Source organism: Microbacterium sp. K24, assembly GCF_004794465.1.
Taxonomy (GTDB): domain Bacteria; phylum Actinomycetota; class Actinomycetes; order Actinomycetales; family Microbacteriaceae; genus Microbacterium.
This window is the reverse complement of record NZ_SSDJ01000067.1, coordinates 52,287-75,852: the sequence shown is the minus strand read 5'-3', so window position 1 is coordinate 75,852 and position 23,566 is coordinate 52,287. Positions and strand designations below refer to the sequence as shown.

Genomic DNA, 23,566 nt, shown 5'->3' with positions numbered 1-23,566 from the left:
ATCGCAGCGGCTCCAGCATCGTGGCACGCGCTTTCACGGCACTCAGTCACCCTCAGGAGAACCGCATCCTCACCGAACTCGACCCCATCCGCGTCGCCTCGATCCCCGCCGCCCACCCCTACGTGCGCGCCATCACCGACGCCCGGCTGGTGCAGGTGCTGCCCGATCCCCCCGTCCCCGGAGCTCCGGTCGGGCAGTGGTGGCCGCCGGTGGCGCTCACCGCGGAGTGGCTCACCGCGCGCGCCGCCGACTACGACGTGCTGCATGTGCACTTCGGTCTCGAGTCGTTCTCGACTAGAGAGCTGAGCGCCGCCCTGGATGCCGCACGACGAGTCGGCCGTCCGGTCGTCTACACCGTGCACGATCTCGACAACCCGCAGCTGATCGACCAGGAGCCGTACCGCGCGCTGCTCGACGTGATCGTGCCCGCCGCCGATCACCTCCTCACGCTCACGCCCGGCACGGCGGTCGAGATCGAGCGGCGCTGGGGACGCCGGAGCCGCGTGCTCGCGCACCCGACCCTCCTCGAGCACGCGGTCGACGCGCCGGCCGTCCGCGACGGGGCCATCCGCGTCGGCATCCACCTGCGCGATCTGCGCCCGAACATCGATGCCGAGCGCGCTGTCCGTGCCGCGGCCGATGCGGTCTCCCTGCTCCTCGACGACGGCCTCGTCGCCGAAGTCGACGTGCTGATGAACGAGCACGTCCGCGACGATCAGACCGCCGCCCGGGTGATCGCGGCCGCCGAGGCGCACCCGGCCGTGCACCTGCGGCGCACCCCGCACCTGAGCGACGCCGAGATCGAGGGATGGCTCGTCGGCCTCGACCTCTTCGTGCTCCCCTACCATCACGGCACGCATTCGGGCTGGGTGGAACTCTGCTACGACCTGGGCGTCCGCGTGGCGGGCACCGATGTGGGGCACATCGGCGCGCAGCATCCGTCCGATTTCACCGCCGTCGACCTCGACGACGCCCGCACGCTCGCGGATGCCGTGCGGGAGGTCTCGGGTGCCGCAGACGCCGCGGGGCGCCCCGCACTGATCGAACGGCGCCGTCTCGAACGGCGGTCCGAACGTTCGTCCGTGCGCGCGGCGCACGCCGAGCTGTACGCGGCCGCGTGCGCCGGAGTCCTCGCGTGAGCGCGGCCGAGCGGCTGCGCATCCTGGTCGTCGCCCCGGAGCGCCATCTGCTGCGCGAGCCCCACGCCGGCGGCCTGGAGACCGTGGTCTGGAACCGGGTGCGCTGGCTGCGCCGGCAGGGCCACGATGTCCAGCTGTGCGCGGCCGAGGGCTCCGACTTCCTGGGCGCCGACGCCGCGCTCCACCTTCCCCGCCCTCGCTGGCAGCGCGCGCACGACTCCTCCGACACCGACTTCCCCGAGGGGCATCGTCGCGTGCTCACCGAGGCTTTCGAACGCGTGCGGGAGTGGCTGGATGCGCCCGCGACCCGGGTCGACGTCGTCGACAACCACAGCCTCCACGGAGATCCGATCCTCTGGAGTCGCGATATCGGCGTGCCGGTCGTCACGACCCTGCACACCCCGCCGCTGTCCGACATCGTGATCGCCTCGAACGCTCTCGACGGGTCGTCGCCGCACCGCTTCCTGGCGGTCAGCCAGTACACCGCGCGCGCGTGGTCCGCCGAAGGGGTCGACGCCTTCGTCTTCCCCAACGGCGTCGACACGGCGCAATGGAGTCTGGGAGCGGGAGGCGAGGGCTGGGTGTGGTTCGGACGGATCATCCCCGAGAAGGCTCCGCACCTCGCCATCCTCGCCGCTCGTCGTGCCGGCGCGCGTCTCCAACTGGCGGGGCGCGTCGGCGACGCCGCCTACTTCGCCCGCGAGGTCGAGCCGCTCCTCGGAGACGGGATCGACTACGTCGGCGCGCTGCGGCACACCGAGCTCTGCGACCTCGTCGGCGCCGCGTCGGTCGCGCTGGTGACCCCGGTCTGGTCCGAGCCCTTCGGTCTCGTCATGGCCGAGACCCTGATGACCGGCACACCCGTCGCCGCCTTCGACTCCGGAGGCACGAGCGAGGTGCTCGCCGGGATGCCGGGAACCGCCATCGTGCCCGCCGGAGATGTCGACGCGCTCGCTCACGCGGCGACGTCGCTCGCCCGACACTCGGGCACCGGCGTCGCCCGGCGGCGCGTGCGCGCGGCGGCCGCATCGCGCTACTCGCTCGAACGGCAGCACCGCGAGATCGAGCGTGTGCTCACCGTCTCCGCCCAGAGCGTCTTCGCGTCGCTCGACGTCGCCGAGGCGGTCCGCGCATGATCGGCTGGTACGTGCACGATCACGGCTGGGGCCATGTGACCCGGATGCAGGCGATCCGGGCCCATCTCCACGGCGAGGTCACGGTGTTCTCGACCCTGCCGGAACCTGCGTCGCTCGCCGCCGGCACGACCTGGGTGCAGCTGCCGTCGGACGCGCATCCGGTGGTGGGGACGGATGGTATCCGCCGCGACGCCCGGGAGCTCGGCGACGTCACCGCCGGCGGCGCCCTGCACTGGGCGCCTGTGCGTCACCCCGGCCACCAGGAGCGTCTGGCGGTGATCGCGGAGTGGATCGCCCGGAAGCCGGTCGCCGCCTTCGTCGTCGACGTGAGCGTCGAGGTCACGATTCTCACCCGTCTGCTCGGGGTGCCGACGGTCGTGCTCGCCCAGCCGGGCGAGCGCACCGACGCCCCGCACCGACTCGGCTACGACCTCGCCGACCGCATCCTCACGCCGTGGGCGGAAGGCACGATCGAAGCGGTCGAGCTCGCGGATCGTGCGGACCGGGTCCACCACGTCGGCGCGGTGTCGCGTTACGACGGCCGCGCGCGTGATGCGGGCGCCGCCCCCGACCTCGACGAGCGGCGTGTGCTCTTCCTCAGCCGCACCCTCGATGCGCCGCGCCTGCAGCGGGCGATCGCGCTGCTGGAGGCTGCGGGCTGGATCGTCGAGACCGCAGGGGCCGGCGACGACGATCGGGTCGACGACGTCTGGCCGCTGCTGTGCCGCGCCACGGTCGTCGTGAGCGCGGCCGGTCAGAACGGCATCGCCGACCTCGCCGCGGCCGATGCCCGCGCCGTGGTCATCGCGCAGGAGCGTCCGTTCGGAGAGCAGGACGACACCGCCCGCGTGCTGGCCGCGCACGGCTACGCCCTGACCGCGGCGGAGGACGTCTCACCCGAGGAGCTCGTCGAGCTCGTGCATCGCGCCGCGTCGACGTCGCCCCGCTGGGACGGATGGCGGGTCGCTGGAGCAGCCGCTCGCGCGGCGGCTGTCATCGAGGAGGTGGCGGCGTGACCGTCCGCATCGCCGTCATCACCCCGGCATCCGCCGATCGCCTGGCCCATCTGCACCGCCAACGTCGCTTCCTCCACGAGATACCGGCGCCCGAGGTCGAGGTCGTCCGCATCGAGGCCTGGCTCGACGCGGAGCTGCCGCCGGCACCGCCCGCCGTGCAGACCGTGCACGTGCCGCCGGGGCCGCACGGCATGCGGGTCGGCGCGGCGCGCAACGCCGCCGCCCGCGCCGCGATGGAGCACGACGTCGACCTCCTGGTGTTCCTCGACGTGGACTGCCTGCCGGGATCACGGCTGCTCGAGAGATACGTCGATGCGGCCCGCGCCCACCCCGACGACCTGCTGTGCGGACCGGTGACCTACCTCGAGAGCGTGCAGCGCCCGACGACCCTCGACGATCTCGACGCCCTCACCCGCCCGCATCCGGTGCGTCCGCTGCCCGCGGACGGCACCGTCGTTCCCGCCACCGACCGCGAGTACGACCTGTTCTGGTCGCTGTCGTTCGCGGTGACCCCCGCGACCTGGACGCGCCTGGGCGGTTTCGACGAGGTGTACGAGGGGTATGGGGCCGAGGACACCGACCTCGGCCGTCGCGCCCGCTCGCTCGGCATCGGACTGCAGTGGGTCGGCGGCGCGCACGCCTACCACCAGTGGCATCCGGCCGGTTCGCCCCCGTGGCGTCACCTCGACGACATCCTGCGCAACGGCGCCCTCTTCGCAGACCGGTGGGGCGAGTGGCCGATGGGCGGCTGGATCGACGCCTTCGTGGATGCCGGTGTCGTCGAAGCCCATGACGGCGGCTACCGCCGCGTGCGACAATCTCCCGATCAGTACAGTATTTCGTGAAAGGCATGCCCGTGGCATCCGAGAACTCCCGTCAGACGGCGGCCGTCGTCTACAACCCCGTCAAGGTCGACCTCGACGCGCTGCGCGCCGCCGTCACCGCCGAGGCGGAGGCCGCGGGGTGGGCCGAACCGACCTGGTACGAGACGTCGGTCGACGACGTCGGCCAGGGCGTCACCCGGCAGGCGCTCGACGACGGCGCCGACCTGATCATCGCGGCGGGCGGCGACGGCACGGTCCGTGCGGTCGCGGAAGCCGTCCGCGGTTCGGGCGCCCGCGTCGCCCTGCTGCCGTCGGGCACCGGCAACCTGCTGGCCCGGAACCTCGACCTCACGCTCGACGACATGCCCGAGTCGGTCCGTGTGGCGTTCACCGGCCGCGATCGTCCGATCGATCTCGGCGTGATCGACATCGAGCGCGAGGATCGCACGCGCACGCGGCACGTCTTCGTGGTCATGGCCGGGATGGGCATCGACGCGAAGATGATCGACAACACCGATGAGGATCTCAAGGCGAAGGCCGGATGGGCCGCGTACCTCAAGGCGATCGTCACCTCGTTGCGCGACCCGGACGAGCTGCACATGCGGTACCGCCTGGATGACGGCGAGCCCAGGCGCGCGACGCTGCACACGGTCATCGTCGGCAACTGCGGGTCTCTCCCGGCGAACATCCTGCTGCTGCCGGATGCCGTCGTGGACGACGGGCTGCTCGACCTGATGCTCATGCGCCCGGGTGGCGCCGCAGGGTGGATCCGCGTGTGGTGGAAGGTCGTCTGGACGAACGGGGTGCTCCGCCGCACCAAGGCCGGGCGAGCGCTGGCCGGCGAGCACCGCGACGACGACGACCTGCACTACGAGACCGGCACGCGCTTCACCGCACGCCTGTCCCGGCCCGAGGCGATCGAACTGGACGGCGACGGTTTCGGCACGGCGACCGCCTTCCACGCGTGGATCGAACCGGGCGCACTCACGGTCCGCGTGCCCGCCGAATGAGACCTCCGGGGTCGAACCCGGACGATGGAGAGAACCACATGACCGGCAAGAAGAAGAAGACCTCCCGCCTCGGCACGCAGCAGTACGAGAAGGAGCTGCGGCGCCTTCAGATCGAGCTGGTCAGCATGCAGCAGTGGGTCATCGCGGCCGACGCGCGTGTGCTCGTCATCTTCGAGGGTCGGGATGCCGCGGGCAAGGGCGGCGCGATCAAGAGGGTGATGCAGTACCTCAACCCACGGCATGCCCGAGTGGTCGCCCTCCCGCAGCCCACCGAACGGGAGAAGGGGCAGTGGTACTTCCAGCGGTACATCGAACGTCTCCCCACCAAGGGCGAGATCGTGCTGATGGACCGATCCTGGTACAACCGCGCCGGCGTCGAGAAGGTGATGGGCTACTGCACCGACGAGGAGTACGACCGCTTCCTTGCGCAGGTTCCCGTGGTCGAGCAGATGCTCGTCGACGACGGCATCATCCTGGTGAAGTACTGGTACTCCGTGTCGGACACCGAGCAGGAGAAGCGGTTCCGCTCGCGTCTGAACGACCCGATGCGGCGATGGAAGCTCTCCGACATGGATCTGCAGTCCCTCACCCGGTGGGAGGACTACTCCGAGGCGAAGGACGCGATGTTCGAGGTCACCGACCGTGAGCATGCGCCCTGGTGGTCGATCGACAGCGACGACAAGAAGGCCGCCCGGATCAACACGATCAGTCACCTTCTCAGCCAGATCCCCTACCGCCGGCTCGATCCGGAGAAGGTGCACTTCCCCGATCGTCCTGCCGCCGCCGGCAAGCCGCGCCCGCCGATCGACGGCATCCGCTTCGTCCCGGATCACGCCGCGGCGCTGTAAGGCGCGTCCGACCTCAGTTCAGGACGGCCGGGATCTCGGACCACACCTCGCGGTCGCCGACCGAGGGTGCGGCCGGGATGCGTCCGGCGCCATCGGGCTCGGGGATCGCGGCGAGCAGCGCACGCGTGTACGGATGCTGCGGCGCGGACCACACCTGATCCGTCGGACCGGACTCCAGCACGCGGCCGGCGAACATCACGAACGTGCGGTCGGCGATGCGCCGCACCACGGCGAGGTCGTGCGAGATGAAGAGCATCCCCGCTCCCGACTCCGCGACGAGGTCGCGCATCAGGGCGGCGACACTCGTCTGGGTCGACGCGTCGAGCGCCGAGATCGGCTCATCCGCGACGAGCAGCGAGGGCCGAGCCGCGAGGGCTCGCGCGATCGCGATGCGCTGCTTCTGCCCGCCCGAGAACTGGTGCGGGAAGCGCGTGGCCGACGCGGTGGGCAGCCCGACCCGCTCGAGCCATTCGGCGACGGTCGACCCCTCGGCGCCGCGGGCGCGAGCGGTGGCGATGCCGTCGGCGATCTGGTCACCGACGCGGCGCCGCGGGTTCAGCGACGTCGACGGATCCTGGAACACCATCTGGATGCCGGTGAGCGCCTTCGCACGACGACGGATGCCGAGGGGCGCCACGGGTGCGTCGCGGAAGAGCACCGTGCCTGCCGCGGTCTTCTCGATGCCGACGACAGCGCGGGCGAGGCTCGACTTGCCGCTGCCGGACTCGCCGACGAGCGCCACGGTCTCGCCCGGCGCGACCTGGAGCGACACCCCGTTCACGGCGATCACGGGCGGGTTGCCCGGGTAGCGCACGACCACGTCCTGCGCGTCGAGGACGGCGATCTCACTCATCTGCATCCCCCTCATCCACGGCATCCGCCCTCTCGACGGGCGCAGCATCCGCGATCTTCGAACCGGGAAGCGCGGCGAGCAGCATCCGCGTGTACTCGTGCTGCGGATCGCGGAACAGGGTCGCGCGATCGGCCTTCTCGACGATCACGCCGTCCTTCATCACGGCGACCTCATCGGCGATCGCGCTCATGACGCCGAGGTCGTGCGTGACGAGCAGCACGGCGAGGTTCCGCTCGATCGCGAGATCGCGCAGCAGCTGCAGGATGCCGGCCTGCACGGTCACGTCGAGCGCCGTGGTCGGCTCGTCGGCCAGCAGCACCTCGGGATCGCACGCCAGGGCGCAGGCGATCGCGATGCGCTGACGCTGACCGCCGGAGAACTGGTGCGGGTAGCGCTTCAGCGCCTCGAACGGATTGGGCACCTGCACGGTCTCGAGCAGCTCGACGGCGCGCTCCCGGGCGGCCGGCCCCTTGAGCCCCAGGTGCACCCGCATGTGATCGGTCAGCTGGCGACCGACCGGCAGCTGCGGATGCAGCGACGCCGACGGGTCCTGGAACACCATTGCGATGCGCTTGCCGCGCACACGGTTGAGCGCGCGACGGCCGAGGCCGATGAGCTCCTCCCCCGCGAGCGTGATCGATCCGCCCGTACGGGCCTGGCGCGGCAGGAGTCCGAGCACGGCGAGCGAGGTCAGGGTCTTGCCCGATCCGGATTCGCCGGCGAGGCCGTGGATGCGGCCAGGCAGCAGCTCGAGCGAGACACCCCGCACGAGCGGGCGGCCGATGTCGATCGTCAGGTCGCGGATGCTGAGCGTCGCATCCCGCGTCGCGATGGCACGGGCGCTCATGCGGACACCCCCGCCGACGTCTGGTGCTCGTCCTTCTTCTCGTGCACGACCTCGGCGGTCGGGTCGAGCACGTCGCGCATCGCGTCACCGAGGAAGTTGAACGCCAGCACGACCGTCAGGATCGCGAGTCCCGGGAAGACGCCGAGCCACCAGGCGTCGAAGTTCTGCATCGCCCCCGAGATCATCGAGCCCCACTCCGCCGTCGGCGGCTGGGCGCCGAGGCCGAGGAAGGAGAGTCCGGAGAGCAGCAGGATCGCCGCGCCGATGTCGAGCGTCGCGAGCACCAGCACGGGTCCGGCGATGTTCGGCAGGATGTCGACGAACAGGGTGCGCAGCGGCGAGTGGCCGAGCAGTCGCCCCGCGATCACGTAGTTCTGCCCGCGCAGGCTGAGCACGATGCTGCGGGTGACACGCGAGTACTGCGGCCACGACACGACGATCGCCGCGATGACCGCGTTGAACAGCGACGGGCCGAGGGATGCCGCGACGACCATCGCGAGGATCACGGTCGGGAATGCCATGAAGAGGTCGGTGATGCGCATGAGCGTCTCGTCGAGCCATCCGCCGAAGTAGCCCGCGAGCGCGCCGATCACGGTGCCGATGATCATGGCGGCGATCACGAGCATCAGCGCGAGCGGGAGGCTGACCGTCGCCCCCGTCATCAGTCGGGAGAAGATGTCGCGGCCGTTGCCGTCGGTGCCGAGCAGTGTGTCGACCCCCGGCGGCTGCAGGCGGGGCAGCACCTGTGCGTTCGGACCGAAGGGTACCCACCACTGCGCCGTGAAGGCGACGATGATCCAGGCGCCGGCGATGACCGTGCCGATGATGCCGAGCGGGGTGCGCCAGGCGCGCGGCCAGCGGAACCGGAAGCGCCCGGCCGGGGTGGCGGCGGCGATGCGGCTCATGCGATCCTCACTCTCGGGTCGAGGACGCCGTAGAGCAGGTCGACGACGAAGTTGATGAGGAGGTAGATCACTCCGACGACGAGACCGACGCCCATGATGCCGGGCAGATCGAGGTTCGCGGCCGAGTTGTAGGCGTAGGTGCCGAGGCCCGGCCAGGCGAACACCGACTCCACGAGCACCGTGCCCGAGAGCAGCGACCCGAAGGCGACGCCGACGATCGTCAGGATCGGCAGCGAGGCACCGCGCAGCACGTAGTCGAGGATGACGCGCATGGCCGGCAGGCCCTTGGCGCGTGCGGCGCGCACGTAGTCGCTGCCCAGCACCTCGAGCACCGAGGTGCGGATGAACCGCGTCAGCAGGCCGATCGTCACGAGCGACAGCACCATGACGGGCAGCGCGAGATGGGCGAGGGCATCGAAGAAGCCGACGCCGTCGCCGTTCAGGAGGTAGTCGACGGTGTAGAGGCCGGTGACGCGCGGCGGCGGCGTGATCGAGGGGGAGATGCGTCCCGATCCCGGCGCGATGCGCAGCTCGAGGAAGAAGACGTAGAAGCTGACGAGTGCCAGCCAGAAGGTCGGCACGCTCAGACCGACCAGAGTCACCACGCGGATCACCTGGTCGGTGACGAGTCCGCGGCGGTAGGCGGCGAGAGTGCCGAGCACGATGCTGACCACGAGGCTCAGGATGATGGCGCCGATCGCGATCTCGATCGTGGCGGGCACGGCGGTGGCGAGGTCGCTGGTGACCGCGCGACCGGTCACCAGCGACCTCCCGAGGTCCCCGCGGAGCAGGTTCCCCATATAGATGAAGTACTGCACGATCAGCGGCTGGTCGAGACCCTGCGCGCGGATGAACGCCTCGCGGGTCTCAGGGTTCTGCGAGGCGCCCTCGCCGAGCGCCGCCGAGACCGGGTCTCCCGGCACCAGGTTGGTGAGCGCGAACGTGACGATCGTCACGCCCACCAACAGGAGCAGGGAGGTGCCGGCCCGCCGCAGCAGGTACCCGACGAGAGGCGATCTGCGCCGCTGCGCCTGCCTCTGCACCGCCACCGTCGTCATGAGAGAGCCGCTCAGCCGGCCGGCGTGATCTCGGCGATGTCCATCTCCCACACGGAGTTGTACACGGCGCCGTCGACGTCACCCGCGGTGGCGATGTTGCGACCCGGCACGATCAGCGGGACGAACGGGCCCTCGGCCTGCATCGCCTCGGCGAACGAGGTGAAGGCGTCGGCGCGCACGGTCTCGTCGGTCGCGCTGGCGGCGCCCGCCGCGATGCCCGCGATCTCCGGGTTCGCCTCGGCGGACCAGCCGGCGCGGAGGCCGACCTTCAGACCCGGAGCGAAGGGCAGGAAGTTCGCGGAGTCGGCGTAGTCCGGACCCCAGAACCACAGGCCGAAGCCCTCGGTGCCGTTGACGTACGCGTCGAGCTCGGTCGCGAACGGTGCCGGAGCGAGTTCGACCGTGATGCCGGCATCCTCGAGCTGCGCCTGGATGCGCTCGGCGAGCGGGGTGAACTCCACGCCGCCGACGGGGTAGTCGTTCGGGAACTGCAGCGTCAGGGTCTGGCCCGTGTAGCCGGCCTCGGCGAGTGCGGCCTTGGCCTTGTCGAGATCCTGCTCCACTCCGGTCTCGAGGGCGCCCTCGAATCCGGGCGGGATGACGCCGGTCGCCTGGACCGCGCCGGCACCCGCGAGCTCGAGCAGCGCGTCGTAGTCGAGGGAGTAGCGGATCGCCTCGGCGATCTTCACGTTGGCGAGCTCGCCGGCGACGGCATCCGACTGGTTGAGCAGCAGGAAGATCGTCTGGCCCGACGGGACCGACTCGACGGTGAGGTCGTCGCCGAGACCGGCGACCTGGTCGCCGTTCAGGTCCATCGCGACCATCGAGTCGCCGCCCTTGAGGTTGGCGAGCTGCGTCGCGCTCTCCGAGACGTTGCGCACGACGACACGCGAGTAGGCCGACTCCTCGTCGCCGTTGTACTCATCGTTCTTCGTCAGCACGACCTGCGAGCTGAGGTCGAGGGTGTCGAGCACGAACGGGCCGGAGCCTGCGGACTCGCCGTCGAGGAACTCCTGCGCGGTGTCGGTGCCGTCGGTGGTGCCGCCGTTCTCGATCACGACGTCGGAGTTGACGATGCCGAGCGCCGGGTTCGCGAGGATCGCGGGCAGCTGCAGCAGCGGGGTCTCGGAGACGAACGAGATCGTCTTGTCGTCGACCTCGGTGATCGTGAGGCCGCCGAGGAGGAAGTTCGGCTTGGCCTCGGTCATGCCCTGGATGCGCTGCAGGGTGAAGACGACGTCCTTCGCCTCGATCGGCGAGCCGTCGGAGAAGACGCGGTCGCCCTCGAGCGTGAAGGTGAACTCGGTCGCGGCGTCGTTCTGCTCCCAGGAGGCGAGTCCCGGAACCGGCGTCGAGACGTCGGAGCCCTCGAAGTCGACGAGCGTCTCGTACAGGGCCTTCGCGATCATGTTGCCGGTCGGGTCGTAGGTATGGCCCGGGTCGGTGGTCTCGATCGAGAACGCGGTGTCGATGACGAGCGAGTCCGAGCCCGAGGACTGGTCGCCGTTGTTGGCGGAGTTGCCTCCCGAGCAACCGGCGAGCGCGAGGAGCGCGACGGCTCCGATCGCGATGACTGACGTGCTGCGACGTGACGACATGAGAGCCTCCAGAGGCGAGGAGTACATTCGGGTACGGCCGGGTCCGAAGTGGACGACCGGTGATCAGATTCGCATCATATGCGACGATGTGTCCAGCGACAGTGCGTCACACCGGCACGCTCTGTCCAGAACCTCAGATGTCAGGAGCAATATGTCCAGCAAGGAAGCGGAACAGTCGCGGCATCCTGGACGAACTGCTGCCCCTCTGGACGACATCGCGTACAGAATCCTCGATGTGCTCCGCGATAACGGTCGTGTCTCGATCGCCGCACTCGCCGACAAGGTGGGCATCTCGAGGGCGAATGCCTACACCCGCGTCGAGTCGCTCGTGCACGACGGGGTCATCACCGGGTTCAGCGCCCGGGTCGATCAGGCCAAAGCCGGCCTCTCGATCGGCGCTCTCGTGTTCGTCACTGTGCTGCCGCAGGCCTGGGCGTCGTTCCGCGAGCGCGTGCTCGAGATGCCCGACGTCGAATGGTGCGCGATCACCACCGGCGAGCACGACGCGATGCTCCTGATCCGCGCCGTCGACGTCAGCGGCGTGCACGAGTTCTCGACCGGCGTCATCGCACAGCTGCCCGAGGTGCGCACCGTCGTCAGCGTCGTGGTGCTCGACGAGGTGATCCGCCGCCCGTACCTGCTCCCCGCCGACCTGCCCGAGCGCAGCCTGGAGGTTCCCCTCGGGATGACGCGCTGGACGCCGGCGTCACCCGGTCGGGACGCGTTGCCGCCGCGCTAGAGCGTTTCGTCTCGGTCGCTGGCGCTCCCTCGCTCAACGACCGGTCGTTGAGCGAGCGCCAGCGAGACGAAACGTGTCAGCCCGCGATCTCCTCGCACACGCTGAGCTGCGGGAGGCCGTGCATCTCGTAGTGCTCGACGAGGCGGATGCGGCCGTCGTCGGTCAGCTCCAGCTCGCTCTCGCCATCTCCGGTCACGACCGTGCCGTCGGCGACGAGCACGTGCACGAACGACACCCAGATCGTGTCGCCGGTGCGGGTGCCGACGAACTTGCCGAACGTGACCGTGTCTCCCTCGTACCCGCCCCAGATCGCCCCGTCGCGCTCGAAGTACTCGAACACGCTCGGGGCCGCGGGGTCGACCGCCGAGGTGGTGGACGACACCATCCGGAATCGGCGGCCGTCGAGGGAGGGGAGCGTCGCAGTGGCAGTCACCCCTCGATTATGCGGGATGCCACCGGCTCCGCGGTCACTCGAGGTCGAGCGAGAGCAGTCCGGGGAAGTGCGCCGTCTGCGCGCGCACGGCGAGCAGCAGATCTGTGTACTCCGGGGTCAGCGCGACGCGCGACGACGCGAGCAGGTGCGTCGTGCGCTTCCCGCCGGCGCGTTCGAACCGGATCCGCTGGACCGGATACGCGGGCGGAGTCATCCAGATGCGGGTGAGCTGCGCGTACGGCTGATCGACCTCGTCGAGACGGATGCCCTGTGTGCTCACCGTCACCCGCGAGGGGATCGAGCGCACGAGGCGCCGCCGCTGCACGGCACCGATCGTGAAGCCGATCCCGGCGATCGCGGTCATCGGCACGATGAGCACGAGCGCCGAGAGCTCGCTGTCGAGGAACCCCGGCACGGCGGCGAGGAGGCCGACGGCGAGGCTGACCGCGAAGAACGCGACCGCGACGATCGTGAGGCGCGAGGCGAATCGGCGCTCACCGGTCGCGTCGATGACGAACGAGGACGGCAGGTGCGCGCGCGCTCGTGCCGCCTCCACGGGGTCGGCGACCGGCGGCGGCGCGATCGGATTCAACTGTGCCATCAGCTCGTTGAACGTCGTCCTCGTGAAACCGGGCAGCTCGATGGTGACCTCGCGGTCGCCGCTGTACACGACGAGCGCACGCGTCGTTCCGCTGGGCAGGCCGTTGGTGCGGTGCTCGGTGATCTTCGAACGGAACGCGGTCGTCGCCCGAGGGAACGTCTCCCTGGCGCCCGCTCGCCCGATCTCGACGGTGTCCGGCCGCACGACGACCCGGATGTTGCGGAACCAGAACGCTCCGACGAACACCGCGATGGTCAGCCCGATCGCCACGACGAGCACGACGCTTCCGCGGGTCGAGATGTTCATGGTCCGCGGCAGGAACTGCGGCAGGATGAACAGCGCCGCGACCGACAGCACCGCGGCGAGCACGAGCGCGCCGACGAAGATGCGCAGCGGATGCCGGCCGAAGACATGCTCGCCGGGGCCGACCTGGACCGGATTCACCATGAGACGTCTCCCCCGAGGCGTTCGGCTCTCTTCCACACGACTCATACCGTATCGCCGGTACCGTGGTCGCATGCAGTGGATCGCAGACACGAGTGCCGGGGCGTGGCTTCGCGAGCGCCTCGACGACACCCCCGCGACGATGCACGGGGTCGTCCCTCATGGCTTCCCCGCGTATGCCCGCATCTTCCATCCGGCTGTGGTGCGGTCGCTGCCGGACCGGGCCGTGCCGACGTCCGACGAGTGGGAGCGGATGCCGGAGGCGGAGCAGCAGCGGCTCCTCGAGCAGTTCGTCGACGCACCCGCGACCTGGGCCGAGACCGCCGCGGCTTTCGGCACCACGATGCATCCGTTCGCGCAGTGGAACCGGATCGTCCGCACACCGGCCGACGGCGACTGGCGTCAGCGCATCTCTCCCGACGCCCGTGAGTTCACTGCGCCGATCGAGGGCGAGCTCGGAGCGGCGCTGCTCTCGGTGATCGCCGGGCACCTCGTCGCCCACACGAGCACTCCGGATGCCGGGTATGCGGCTGTCTGGGAGGGATACGGCGGCCTGCTCGGCTTCTTCGGCCACACGCCGTCGCGGGCGTTCCTCACCGTCGACGACGACCCGAACCACCAGGCGATGCTCGATCGCAGCACGCACGACCCGTTCAACAACGTCTTCCGCAAGCCCACCTGGCAGGAGGGCATCTTGTCGCGCGAGATCTCCGAAGGACCGCGTCTCTCGCTCCCCGACCGTGACCATGTGCTGTTCTCGGCGCCGCCGCGCGTCTTCGCCGATCCCGAGTGGGTGCAGCAGGTGCCGTGGCGGGACCGGCCCGCAGAGGAGCACGGCTTCCCGCCGGCGGCACTGAGCCCCAGCATCCTCTGGCCGGAGGATCGAGCCTGGGTGATGGTGTCGGAGATCGATTTCGATTCGACGATCGTCGCCGGTCCGGTCGACCTCATCCGCGAGATCTGCGCCGACGACCGTCTCGAAGCACTGCAGATCCCGGAGGGCACCGACCTGACCTGGGATGCCGATCTGGTGAACCGATGACGACACCCCAGTCCTCGCCGATCACGTTCGACGCCCGTCCGCTGACCGAGCCCGTCGACGCGGCGGCCGTGCGGGCGTTCGCGGCCGACCTGCGCGCGCGACAGGGGTCGAGCATGGGCGCCTCGACGATCATCGGCATCGTGGTGGCGATCGTCGCGGGGCTCATCATGCTCCCCTTCCTCGTCACGATCATCCTCAGCCTGGCGTCGGCGAGCGGCTCGCCGGGCATCGCCGTGATCCCGATCGTGCTCATCGGCCTGGTCGTCGTCGGCGTGATCGTGATGATCGTGATCGGGGTGCGCAACGCGCAGGCCATCCGCTATCGGCTCAACCTCTTCGCCCAGGCGAACGGCATGACGTACGAGGCGAAGGTCGCAGATCCGCCGCTTCCCGGGATGATCTTCAGCCTCGGCCGCTCCCGCCAGTCGACCGATCTGATCCGCGGCACCCGACCCCGCTTCGTGGAGTTCGGCAACTACCAGTACACGGTGCAGTCCGGGAAGAACTCGACGACGTATCGCTGGGGCTACGTCGCCGTGAAGCTCGACGTGCCGCTGCCGAACATCGTGCTCGATGCGAAGGGCAACAACGGCTTCGGCTCGAACCTGCCGGCGTCGTTCGAGAAGGAGCAGCGCCTTTCGCTCGAAGGCGACTTCGACCAGTACTTCACGCTCTACTGCCCCACCGGTTACGAGCGCGATGCGCTGTATCTGTTCACGCCCGACATCATGGCGCGCTTCATCGACAACGCCGCTCAGCTCGACGTCGAGATCGTCGACGACTGGCTGTTCCTGTACACGCAGCGCAAGGTGTCGACCCTCGATCCCGCCACCTGGGCGTGGCTGTTCGGCGCCGTCGGCGCGCTCCTGACGAAGTTCGATCAGTGGGCGCGGTGGCGTGACGAGCGCCTGCTCGCCGAGAACGCGGATGCCGTGGGCGCGGCATCCGCCCCTCCGCAGGTGGGCGCGCAGCTGCCGTTCGCTCCGCCGGTCGGCATGCTCACACCCCCGCCGGGCGTGGCGCCGCAGGGGCGCCGCCTGAAGCGGAGGGTGACGTGGGTGCCGATCCTGGTCGTGATCGGCTTCGTCGTGTTCTGGATCTGGAGCCGGCTGAACTGACACGCGGAGAGAGTGTGGGGGTGGGTGTCGGCTGGGGACCGAACTCCCACCCCATCCCCCCTCGGGATCGAAAGAAGATCGACTCTCCCTCCGCAGGACGGCTTGCGCCGTCCGCGCCCGCGGTCAGCTGGGGACTGACGCTGCTCGGCGCATAGGTGAATGGTATACCGGACGACGTTGCAAGCGGTTGCGTCCATGCACCGGAATGCGCTTGCGGGCGTGAGCCCGGAACGGCGGCTCGAGTCAGGACAGCGCCCAGCGCGAGGTGAGCTCGTCGAGCACGCCGTCGAGGGCGTCCCATGCGTTCGACGCCCGCATCGCCGTGCCGATCCGTTCGGCGTGGGCGCGGTACGCGGGATCGGCCAGCACCCGCTCGACGGCCCGCCCCACCTGCGCCGGAGCGACCGTCGTGGTGCGCAGGTTGATTCCCGCGCCCGACCATCCGATCCGTGCCGACACCTCGACCTTGTCCTCCGTCTGCCCGGCGACGACGATGGGGACTCCGTGGGTCAGCGCCTGCTGCACACCTCCGTACCCTCCGTTCGTCACGAGCACGTCGACGAGTGGCAGCAGCCGGTCATACGGCAGGTACTCGGCGACACGCACGTTCGGCGGCAGATCGGCGGGCAGGACATCGACCGGCCGGCCACCGGTCGAGACCACGACGATGCTGTCGGATGCGGCGAGCGCGGCGATCGTCGGCTCCACCAGCTGACCGAAGTCGGAGTTCGCGATGGTGCCCTGGGTCACGTGGACCACGGACCGCGTGCCGTCGAGGTCGGCCCACCAGTCCGGCAGCACGACCGTCGACACGGGTGCGGGGAGGGGGCCCGCGAAATGCACGGACTCCGGAAGGTCGGAGCGCGGGTACTCGAACTCCGGAACCGTGAACTGCACGTAGGCGTCGGCGCGGCCGGCCCAGTCCAGCACGAAGCCGCCGAGGTCGCGGCCCGTCTCCCTCCGCGCCATCTCATCGGCCTCCTTCTGGATGCCGCCGAAGATCGCGCGTTCCGCGACGGTGCGCAGCATCGCGTTGCGCAGCCGCCCGATCGGACCGGGCATCGGCGTCACGCCGAGGCCGAAGGGCGCCGCATCCCGGCTCCGCGCGCCGAGCGGGAAGATGCCCAGCACGACCACGGGCGGACGCTCATGTTCCGGAAGCAGCTGCAGCAGCGCTCCTCCCACGAACAGCGGCTCGGTCAGCACCGCGTCGATCCGCCGTTCCGCGAGCTCGGCACGAACGACCGCGAGCTGCGCGGCGCCGGGCCGCACGAACAGGTTGCTCATGTCGAAGCGCAGGGCCGCGGGTCCGGTCAGCCCGACGCGCTCGGGGAACGCCCCGTCGGCGTCGTCGAGGTCGACGTCGGCCTCGTCCGGCAGCGGGATGAAGCGCGCGCCGGCCGCGGCGACGTGGTCGGCGTAGCGGGTGCTGGTGAGGAACCTCACCTCATGACCCCGGCTCAGGAGGTGGCGGGCGATCTGCAGCAGCGGCATGACGTGACCGTGGGCGGGCGTGCAGGTGATGAGATAACTGGACATGGCGGTTTCTTTCCCCAAAGATCGAATGTACCGTTGAAGTATTCATCACCCTCTGAGGAAAGTCAATGCCTGAAGCCGTTCCCCGCGCCTACCGATCCGAGCTGAGGGCGCGCCAGGCGCAGGAGACGAGGTCGAGGATCATCGCGGCCTCCGCACTCCTGTTCGCCGGCCAGGGGTATCAGGCGACGACGATCGCGGCCATCGCCCGCGAGGCGGGGGTCTCGGCGGAGACCGTCAAGACGACGGCGTCGAAGGCCGAGCTGCTGATCGCCGCCTTCGAGGTCACCTTCTCGGGTTCCGAGGCCGCCGCGAGCCTCACCGACACCGAGGTCGCGTCCGGGGTGCTCGACCTGCCGGACGAGGTCTTCCTCGACGCCGTCCTCACGCAGATCACCGCGGCCAACGCCCGCGGGCACGCCATCTGGACGGTGCTTCTCGGCGCGGCCCTCTCGGACCCCGTCGTCGACGACGCCCTCCGCGGCATGCTCGAGCGACGCCGCGCCGACCTCCGCACCCTGGTGGCGGAGACGGTCCGGCGAGGGATCGCCCGCGATCTCGACGACCCGGACGCCGCCGCCGACGCGATCTCGTTCCTGATCTCGCCCGAGAGCTATCAGCAGCTCGTCGCCCAGTCGGGCTGGACCGCCGACCGCTACGCCTCCTGGCTCCGGGCCGCCGTCCTCGCCGAGCTCTCGCCGCGTTACTCCGAGTGACGACGCCGACCCCACCCCGTTCTGCATGCAAGAGAATGGAAGGTGATGTCTGAACGCGAAGATCACACCACCTGGCAGGCCGAGCGCCGCGCCTCCGTCACCTCGGCGACCGGCAATCTCGCGCTGATCGAGACCCGCTGGACCGGCGAACGCCCCGACCTGGAGGGCGAGCAGCGCACCGCATCCGACACGGTGACGGTCACGCCGATCCACCGCACGAACATCGAGACCGGTGCGGCGGAGCACGGTCTGCGACGGTGGGACGCGGATGCACCCGCCATCCGGGCCTTCGACCGCATCGACACCTACGACTATGACCCCGCCTGGGTGCTCGAGGGGCATTTCACCCCCGTGTCCGGCGATCGCCGGGTGCCGTTCGAGCACATCCGCGACAACGGCGGCTCGCGCGAGCTCGTCGTGCCGGGCGACATCCGCTTCGACCTCGACGGCCGCGAGTACACGCTCGCCGCCTTCGACGACGGCGGCATCCTGCTGCTCGTCTTCGGCGACGAGACGAACGGCTCGGAGACCTACGGGTCCGGCCGCTTCCTGTTCGTCGAGCTGCGCGATGACGAGGGCACCGTCGTCCTCGACTTCAACCGCGCCTTCGTGCCGCCCTGCGGGTTCAGCGCCCAGTACAACTGCCCCCTGCCCCCGGCATCCAACCGCTTCCCCCTGCCCATCCGCGCAGGCGAGAAGAACGTCGTGTTCCGCGACGGCTTCGACATCTACGCGGCGTGACGCCGCACTCGCTCACCCTGGAGTACTCATGAGAAGAACCCGCATCCTCGGCGCGCTCGGCGCCGTCGCCACGCTCGCCCTCATGGCCGGCTGCGCGTCGGGCACGAGCGACGACGCCACCGCGAGCGAAGACGCCACGATCCTCATCGGGTCGCTGTACGAGCCGACCAACCTCAGCAACACCCAGGGCGGCGGACAGGGCGTGACCGAGGCGCTCACCGGCAACGTCTACGAAGGCCTGTACCGGCTGACCGACGACGGCGAGGTCGAGCCGCTGCTCGCCGAGGACGCCGAGGTGTCGGACGACGGCCTGACCTACACGATCACGCTGCGCGACGACGTGACCTTCCACTCGGGCGACCCGCTCACCTCCGCCGACGTGAAGTCGAGCGTCGAGGCCGTCACCGCCGAGGACTCCGTCTCGGCCCGCAAGTCGAGCTTCCAGACGATCGCCGACATCGCCACCCCCGACGACAAGACCGTCGTGTTCACCCTGTCGCAGCGGTCGATCTCGTTCCTCTACAACCTCAGCTACGTCTGGATCGTGAACGACGAGGCCGGCGACATCACCAGCACGGAAGACGGCACCGGCCCCTACACGCTCGACGAGTGGAAGAAGGGCTCGACCCTGACCCTCGAGCGCTGGGACGACTACTGGGGCGAGCCCGCCAAGAACGGCGAGGTCGTCTACACGTACTTCACCGACGCGACGGCCGAGAACAACGCGCTCCTCACCGGCGAGATCGACGTCATCACCAGCGTGCAGAGCCCGGACTCGCTCGCGCAGTTCGACTCCGACGACTATGTCGTGAGCGAGGGCACCTCGACCACGAAGGAGCTGCTCGCGTTCAACGACCGCGTCGCTCCCTTCGACAACGCGCTCGTGCGCAAGGCGATCTACTCCGCGATCGACACGAAGAAGCTCCTCGAGTCGATCTGGGGCGACTACGGCACGCTGATCGGCTCGATGGTGCCACCCACCGACCCCTGGTACGAGGACCTCACGAACGTGAACCCCTACGACGTCGAGCTCTCGAAGGATCTGCTCGCGCAGGCCGGCTACGCCGACGGCTTCACGTTCACGCTCGACACCCCGAGCTACGACCCGCACCCCGCCGTGGCCGAGTTCCTGCAGTCGCAGCTCGCCGAGGTGGGCATCACCGTCGAGATCAACACGATCAGCGCCGACGAGTGGTACACGAAGGTCTTCAAGGAGCAGGACTTCGAGGCCACCCTCCAGGAGCACGTGAACGACCGCGACGTGGTCTGGTACGGCAACCCCGACTTCTACTGGGGATACGACGACGCCGACGTGCAGCAATGGGTCGCCGCGGCCGAGCAGGCCACCACGACCGACGAGCAGACCGCCCTGCTGAAGCAGGTCAACGAGAAGATCGCCGAGGATGCCGCGAGCGTATGGTTGTACCTGTATCCGCAGATCGTGGTCGCCTCGAGCGATCTCAGCGGGTACCCCGTCAACGGCCTGAACTCGCAGTTCTTCGCCTACGACATCGTCAAGTCCTGACGCGCGAGGGGGATGCCGCGCGTCGGCATCCCCCTCTTCCATCCTGAGAAGCCATGCTCGCCTACCTGCTGCGCCGCCTCGCGTTCCTCGTGGTGTCGCTCGTCGTCGCGATGATCGCGATCTTCGTGCTGCTGCGGCTGCTTCCCGGCGACCCGGCCAACGCGCTGCTCTCGGTGAACGCGACCCCTGAGCAGATCGCGGCGGCCCGCGCGCAGGTCGGCTCGGATCAGCCCCTGCTGCAGCAGTTCGCGACGTGGGCGGGGCAGCTGATCCGCTTCGACCTCGGCGAATCCTTCCTGAGCTCGCGTCCCGTCGGGCCCGACATCGCCGCCCGCCTCGCGGTGACGCTTCCGCTCACGCTCATCGCGTTCCTCGTCGCGCTGCTCGTGTCTCTCCTCATCGGGATCACCGCCGCCGTGAAGTCCGACCGCTGGTACGGCATCGTGCTCTCGGGGTTCGCGCAGCTGGGGGTCGCCGTGCCCGTGTTCTGGGTGGGCGTCGTGCTCGTCTGGATCTTCGCGCTCGGGCTCGGCGCGCTGCCGTCCGGCGGGTTCCCCCGGGACGACTGGGAGGATCCCGCTGACGCGCTGCGATCGCTCACGCTGCCCGTGATCACGATCGTGATCGTCATGAGCGCGTCGCTCAGCCGCTACGTCCGGTCGGCGACCCTCGACGTGCTCGGCAGCGATTACCTGCGCACCGCTCGCGCCGGAGGCTCCGGCATGGCCGAGGCTCTGCTGCGTCACGGAGTGCGCAACGGCGCGGTGCCCGTCGTCGCGATCCTCGGCATCGAGCTGTCGACGACACTCCTCGGCGCGGTCGTCGTCGAGAGCGTCTTCACGCTTCCCGGGCTCGGCAGCCTGCTGCTCTCGGCGATCGAGCAGCACGACTTCCAGGTCATCCAGGGCGTCCTCGTCGTCAGCACGCTCTTCGTGCTGCTCGTCGGGTTCGCCGCCGACATCGTGCAGCGCCTGATCGACCCGCGCCTGCGCTCGAGCGTCTCGGGGAACCGATGAGCCGCGTCGCCGAACAGCTGATCACCGGCTCCGTCCCCGTGCGGCGGCGCCCGAAGGCGACCCTGCTGATCGGGATCGTGCTCACCGGCATCATCGTGCTGATCGCCCTCGTCTCGCTGTTCTGGCTCCCCTACCCGCTCGCCGACACCAGCGGCAGCCGTCTCGAGGGGCCGAGCGCCCTGCACCTGCTCGGCACCGACCGTCTGGGACGCGACCTGTTCTCGCAACTGATGTGGGGCGCGCGGATCGCGCTCATCGTCGGCATCTGCGCCGTCGCGATTGCCGCCGTCCTCGGCACGATCATCGGACTGGTCGCCGCGTTCGCCCGCCCCTGGGTCGACGACACGCTCTCGGCCGGGCTCGATGTCGTGATCGCCTTCCCGGTGCTGCTGCTCGCGATGCTCGTCGTCGCCGTGCAGGGCGCATCGCTGTGGTCGGCCGTGCTCGCGATCGGGCTCGCGATGTCGGCGGTCGTCGCCCGCCTCACGCGCATCCTCGCGCGCCGGGTGCTGCAGGAGCAGTACATCACCGCGGCGCGCACGAGCGGCACCGGTGTGCTCGGCATCGTCTTCCAGCACGTGCTGCCGAACATCGCCCCCACCCTCGCGGTGAGCCTCGCGCTGCAGTTCGGGGCCGCCGTGCTGGCCGAGGCGAGCCTGTCGTATCTCGGGTTGGGAGCCCCTCCGCCCAACGCCTCCTGGGGGCGGATGCTGCAGGAGGCGCAGGGCACCGTGCTCGCCGCTCCCGTCGGCGCCATCGCTCCCGGCATCGCAATCATCGCACTCGTGCTCGGTGTGAACTTCCTCGCCGACGGTCTGCGGGACCTCGCCGACCCGACCCGCAGGAGGGGCCGATGAGCCTGCTCGACGTCTCCGGGCTCACGGTCCGCTCGGCATCCGCCGCACTCGTGCGCGACATCTCGTTCTCGCTCGCCCCGGGTGAGCGGCTGGGGCTGATCGGCGAATCCGGATCAGGCAAGTCGCTGACCTCGCTCGCCGTCACGGGTCTGCTGCCCGACGCGCTCGCAGCGTCCGGGTCGGTGCTCCTCGACGGACACCAGGTCGTCGGCAGTCGCGATGCCGACCTGCGGCCGCTCCGCGGTCCCGTCGCGCAGATCGTGTTCCAGGAGCCGCTCACCGCCCTCGACCCGCTGATGAGGGTGGGCCGCCAGATCGCCGAGCCGCTGCGCCGTCACCTCGGGCTGCGCGGTGCGGCGCTCTCGAGCGCTGTCGCCACCGCGCTCCACGAGGTCGCGCTCTCCGACCCGCGCATCGCGCGCGCCTACCCGCACGAGCTGTCGGGTGGTCAGCGGCAGCGGGTGGCCATCGCCATCGCCCTCGCGGCCCGCCCGCAGCTGCTCATCGCCGACGAACCGACGACCGCGCTCGACGTGACCGTGCAGGACGGCGTGCTCGCCCTGCTCGAGCGCCTCGTCGCCGAGCGCGGTATGGCGCTGCTGTTCATCAGCCATGACCTGGCCGTCGTGTCGCGCATGGTCGACCGCATCGTCGTGCTCCGCAACGGCGGCGTCGTCGAAGCGGGCTCCGTGGCACAGGTGCTGCAGGCGCCGGCCGAGCCGTACACGCGGATGCTGGTCGACAGCGCCCGCGCGCTCGACGCGTTCCTCGACGCGAAGGAGACCGGCCGATGAGCCTCCTCGAGCTGCGCGCGGCCGGCTTCGCCTATGGATCGCGGCGGGTGCTCGACGACGTCTCGCTGAGTCTCGACGCGGGCGACTCGCTCGGCCTCGTGGGCGAGTCGGGCGCGGGCAAGTCGACGATCCTGCGGCTGCTGCTCGGCCTCTCGGCACCACGCGACGGTCAGATGCTGTTCGAGGGCGAGCCTCTCTCGCTGCGCGACCGCACGCAGATGCGCCGCTTCCGCGCGAGCGTGCAGCCGGTGTTCCAGGATCCGTACTCGTCACTCGACCCCCGCCAGCGCATCGACCGGATCATCGGCGAACCCCTCCGCTCCCTGGGCCTCGCCTCAGGCGCCGACGCTCAGCGTCGGATCGCCGAGGCGCTCGAGTCGGTCGGCCTGCCCGCCGACACCGCTCGCCGCTACCCGCACGAGTTCTCCGGCGGACAGCGTCAGCGCATCGCGATCGCGCGCGCTGTGGTCTCACGCCCCCGCGTGCTGCTCGCCGACGAGCCGGTGAGCGCCCTCGACGTCACGACGCGGGTGCAGGTGCTGGAGCTGCTCGACCGGCTGCGACGCGAGAACGGCCTGTCGCTCGTGATGGTGTCGCACGATCTCACGGCGATCGCCTCGGCCTGCGACCGCACGGTCGTGCTGCAGAACGGTCGGGTCGTCGAGCAGGGACCCACGGCATCCGTGCTCCACGCCCCGCAGGACCCGTACACCCGGGCGCTGGTCGACGCGGTTCCGCGGCTGCCGCGCTGAGCGCCGCGGGCATCCCGG

24 protein-coding genes are annotated in these 23,566 nt (G+C 70.1%); 16 read left to right on the top strand and 8 right to left on the bottom strand.

Annotation, left to right across the window (positions count from 1 at the left end; all coding sequences use genetic code 11):
- The first annotated feature begins 20 nt into the window (after positions 1-20).
- Genes DW306_RS05090 through ppk2 form a run of 6 tightly spaced genes read left to right on the top strand, consistent with a single transcriptional unit; the run spans position 21 to position 5,973 of the window.
- Entirely contained in the window at positions 21-1,139 is a 1,119-nt protein-coding gene (locus DW306_RS05090; protein ID WP_168429237.1) for a glycosyltransferase, read from the top strand.
- Entirely contained in the window at positions 1,136-2,275 is a 1,140-nt protein-coding gene (locus DW306_RS05085; RefSeq protein WP_168429236.1) for a glycosyltransferase, read from the top strand. The genes DW306_RS05090 and DW306_RS05085 overlap by 4 nt, the downstream gene beginning before the upstream one ends.
- On the top strand, positions 2,272-3,291 hold the full coding sequence (locus tag DW306_RS05080; RefSeq protein ID WP_136054557.1) for a glycosyltransferase: 1,020 nt from the start codon (positions 2,272-2,274) through the stop codon (positions 3,289-3,291). Before DW306_RS05085 ends, DW306_RS05080 begins: the two co-directional genes overlap by 4 nt.
- The gene (locus tag DW306_RS05075) at positions 3,288-4,136 is read left to right on the top strand and encodes a galactosyltransferase-related protein (protein WP_240747066.1); all 849 of its coding nucleotides are present in this window, start codon (positions 3,288-3,290) and stop codon (positions 4,134-4,136) included. The genes DW306_RS05080 and DW306_RS05075 overlap by 4 nt, the downstream gene beginning before the upstream one ends.
- 5 nt (positions 4,137-4,141) lie before the next feature.
- Positions 4,142-5,125 (top strand): diacylglycerol kinase family protein, encoded by a 984-nt coding sequence (locus DW306_RS05070; protein ID WP_136054579.1) that lies wholly within the window; start codon positions 4,142-4,144, stop codon positions 5,123-5,125.
- Between the two features lie 38 nt (positions 5,126-5,163).
- Positions 5,164-5,973, top strand: coding sequence for a polyphosphate kinase 2 (gene ppk2, locus DW306_RS05065; protein ID WP_136054555.1), 810 nt, complete (start codon positions 5,164-5,166; stop codon positions 5,971-5,973).
- A gap of 13 nt (positions 5,974-5,986) precedes the next feature.
- Here ppk2 and DW306_RS05060 read toward each other — a convergent pair whose 3' ends face one another.
- Genes DW306_RS05060 through DW306_RS05040 form a run of 5 tightly spaced genes read right to left on the bottom strand, consistent with a single transcriptional unit; the run spans position 5,987 to position 11,234 of the window.
- Positions 5,987-6,826, bottom strand: a complete 840-nt coding sequence (locus DW306_RS05060; protein ID WP_136054554.1) for an ABC transporter ATP-binding protein — start codon at positions 6,824-6,826, stop codon at positions 5,987-5,989.
- Complete coding sequence (locus DW306_RS05055) at positions 6,819-7,673, bottom strand: ABC transporter ATP-binding protein (protein WP_136054553.1); 855 nt, start codon at positions 7,671-7,673, stop codon at positions 6,819-6,821. The genes DW306_RS05060 and DW306_RS05055 overlap by 8 nt, the downstream gene beginning before the upstream one ends.
- Positions 7,670-8,578 carry an ABC transporter permease gene (locus tag DW306_RS05050; RefSeq protein WP_136054552.1) on the bottom strand — a complete coding sequence of 303 codons (909 nt, stop codon included), beginning with the start codon at positions 8,576-8,578 and terminating at the stop codon, positions 7,670-7,672. The genes DW306_RS05055 and DW306_RS05050 overlap by 4 nt, the downstream gene beginning before the upstream one ends.
- Positions 8,575-9,636, bottom strand: a complete 1,062-nt coding sequence (locus tag DW306_RS05045; protein ID WP_136054551.1) for an ABC transporter permease — start codon at positions 9,634-9,636, stop codon at positions 8,575-8,577. Before DW306_RS05045 ends, DW306_RS05050 begins: the two co-directional genes overlap by 4 nt.
- Positions 9,637-9,647: 11 nt before the next feature.
- On the bottom strand, positions 9,648-11,234 hold the full coding sequence (locus DW306_RS05040; protein ID WP_136054550.1) for an ABC transporter substrate-binding protein: 1,587 nt from the start codon (positions 11,232-11,234) through the stop codon (positions 9,648-9,650).
- A gap of 151 nt (positions 11,235-11,385) precedes the next feature.
- Here DW306_RS05040 and DW306_RS05035 point away from each other — a divergent pair, with 151 nt between their 5' ends.
- On the top strand, positions 11,386-11,973 hold the full coding sequence (locus DW306_RS05035) for an Lrp/AsnC family transcriptional regulator (protein WP_275092143.1): 588 nt from the start codon (positions 11,386-11,388) through the stop codon (positions 11,971-11,973).
- A 76-nt stretch (positions 11,974-12,049) separates the two neighbouring features.
- Here the strand turns inward: DW306_RS05035 and DW306_RS05030 are convergent, their stop codons facing one another.
- The gene (locus DW306_RS05030) at positions 12,050-12,406 is read right to left on the bottom strand and encodes a hypothetical protein (protein WP_240747064.1); all 357 of its coding nucleotides are present in this window, start codon (positions 12,404-12,406) and stop codon (positions 12,050-12,052) included.
- Positions 12,407-12,440: 34 nt separating this feature from the next.
- Positions 12,441-13,454 carry a hypothetical protein gene (locus tag DW306_RS05025; RefSeq protein WP_136054549.1) on the bottom strand — a complete coding sequence of 338 codons (1,014 nt, stop codon included), beginning with the start codon at positions 13,452-13,454 and terminating at the stop codon, positions 12,441-12,443.
- 70 nt (positions 13,455-13,524) lie between these two features.
- Between DW306_RS05025 and DW306_RS05020 the strand changes: the two genes are divergently transcribed.
- Both DW306_RS05020 and DW306_RS05015 read left to right on the top strand, forming a co-directional pair.
- Positions 13,525-14,493 (top strand): hypothetical protein, encoded by a 969-nt coding sequence (locus DW306_RS05020; protein ID WP_136054548.1) that lies wholly within the window; start codon positions 13,525-13,527, stop codon positions 14,491-14,493.
- Positions 14,490-15,611: a hypothetical protein gene (locus DW306_RS05015; RefSeq protein WP_136054547.1), complete on the top strand. Its 1,122-nt coding sequence runs from the start codon at positions 14,490-14,492 to the stop codon at positions 15,609-15,611. Before DW306_RS05020 ends, DW306_RS05015 begins: the two co-directional genes overlap by 4 nt.
- A gap of 243 nt (positions 15,612-15,854) precedes the next feature.
- On the opposite strand, the gene DW306_RS05010 is transcribed toward DW306_RS05015, so the two are convergent.
- The gene (locus DW306_RS05010) at positions 15,855-17,150 is read right to left on the bottom strand and encodes a glycosyltransferase (RefSeq protein ID WP_136054546.1); all 1,296 of its coding nucleotides are present in this window, start codon (positions 17,148-17,150) and stop codon (positions 15,855-15,857) included.
- A gap of 65 nt (positions 17,151-17,215) precedes the next feature.
- Between DW306_RS05010 and DW306_RS05005 the strand changes: the two genes are divergently transcribed.
- Genes DW306_RS05005 through DW306_RS04975 form a run of 7 tightly spaced genes read left to right on the top strand, consistent with a single transcriptional unit; the run spans position 17,216 to position 23,548 of the window.
- Positions 17,216-17,863: a TetR/AcrR family transcriptional regulator gene (locus DW306_RS05005; protein ID WP_136054545.1), complete on the top strand. Its 648-nt coding sequence runs from the start codon at positions 17,216-17,218 to the stop codon at positions 17,861-17,863.
- Positions 17,864-17,908: 45 nt separating this feature from the next.
- The gene (locus DW306_RS05000) at positions 17,909-18,604 is read left to right on the top strand and encodes a DUF1684 domain-containing protein (RefSeq protein ID WP_136054544.1); all 696 of its coding nucleotides are present in this window, start codon (positions 17,909-17,911) and stop codon (positions 18,602-18,604) included.
- A gap of 28 nt (positions 18,605-18,632) precedes the next feature.
- On the top strand, positions 18,633-20,129 hold the full coding sequence (locus DW306_RS04995; RefSeq protein ID WP_136054543.1) for an ABC transporter substrate-binding protein: 1,497 nt from the start codon (positions 18,633-18,635) through the stop codon (positions 20,127-20,129).
- 53 nt (positions 20,130-20,182) lie between these two features.
- Positions 20,183-21,145, top strand: coding sequence for an ABC transporter permease (locus DW306_RS04990; RefSeq protein ID WP_136054542.1), 963 nt, complete (start codon positions 20,183-20,185; stop codon positions 21,143-21,145).
- A complete protein-coding gene (locus tag DW306_RS04985) occupies positions 21,142-22,002 on the top strand; it encodes an ABC transporter permease (protein ID WP_205814099.1) in 861 nt (286 codons plus the stop codon). Before DW306_RS04990 ends, DW306_RS04985 begins: the two co-directional genes overlap by 4 nt.
- Complete coding sequence (locus DW306_RS04980; RefSeq protein WP_136054541.1) at positions 21,999-22,796, top strand: ABC transporter ATP-binding protein; 798 nt, start codon at positions 21,999-22,001, stop codon at positions 22,794-22,796. Before DW306_RS04985 ends, DW306_RS04980 begins: the two co-directional genes overlap by 4 nt.
- Complete coding sequence (locus tag DW306_RS04975; RefSeq protein WP_136054540.1) at positions 22,793-23,548, top strand: ATP-binding cassette domain-containing protein; 756 nt, start codon at positions 22,793-22,795, stop codon at positions 23,546-23,548. Before DW306_RS04980 ends, DW306_RS04975 begins: the two co-directional genes overlap by 4 nt.
- Positions 23,549-23,566 lie beyond the last annotated feature (18 nt).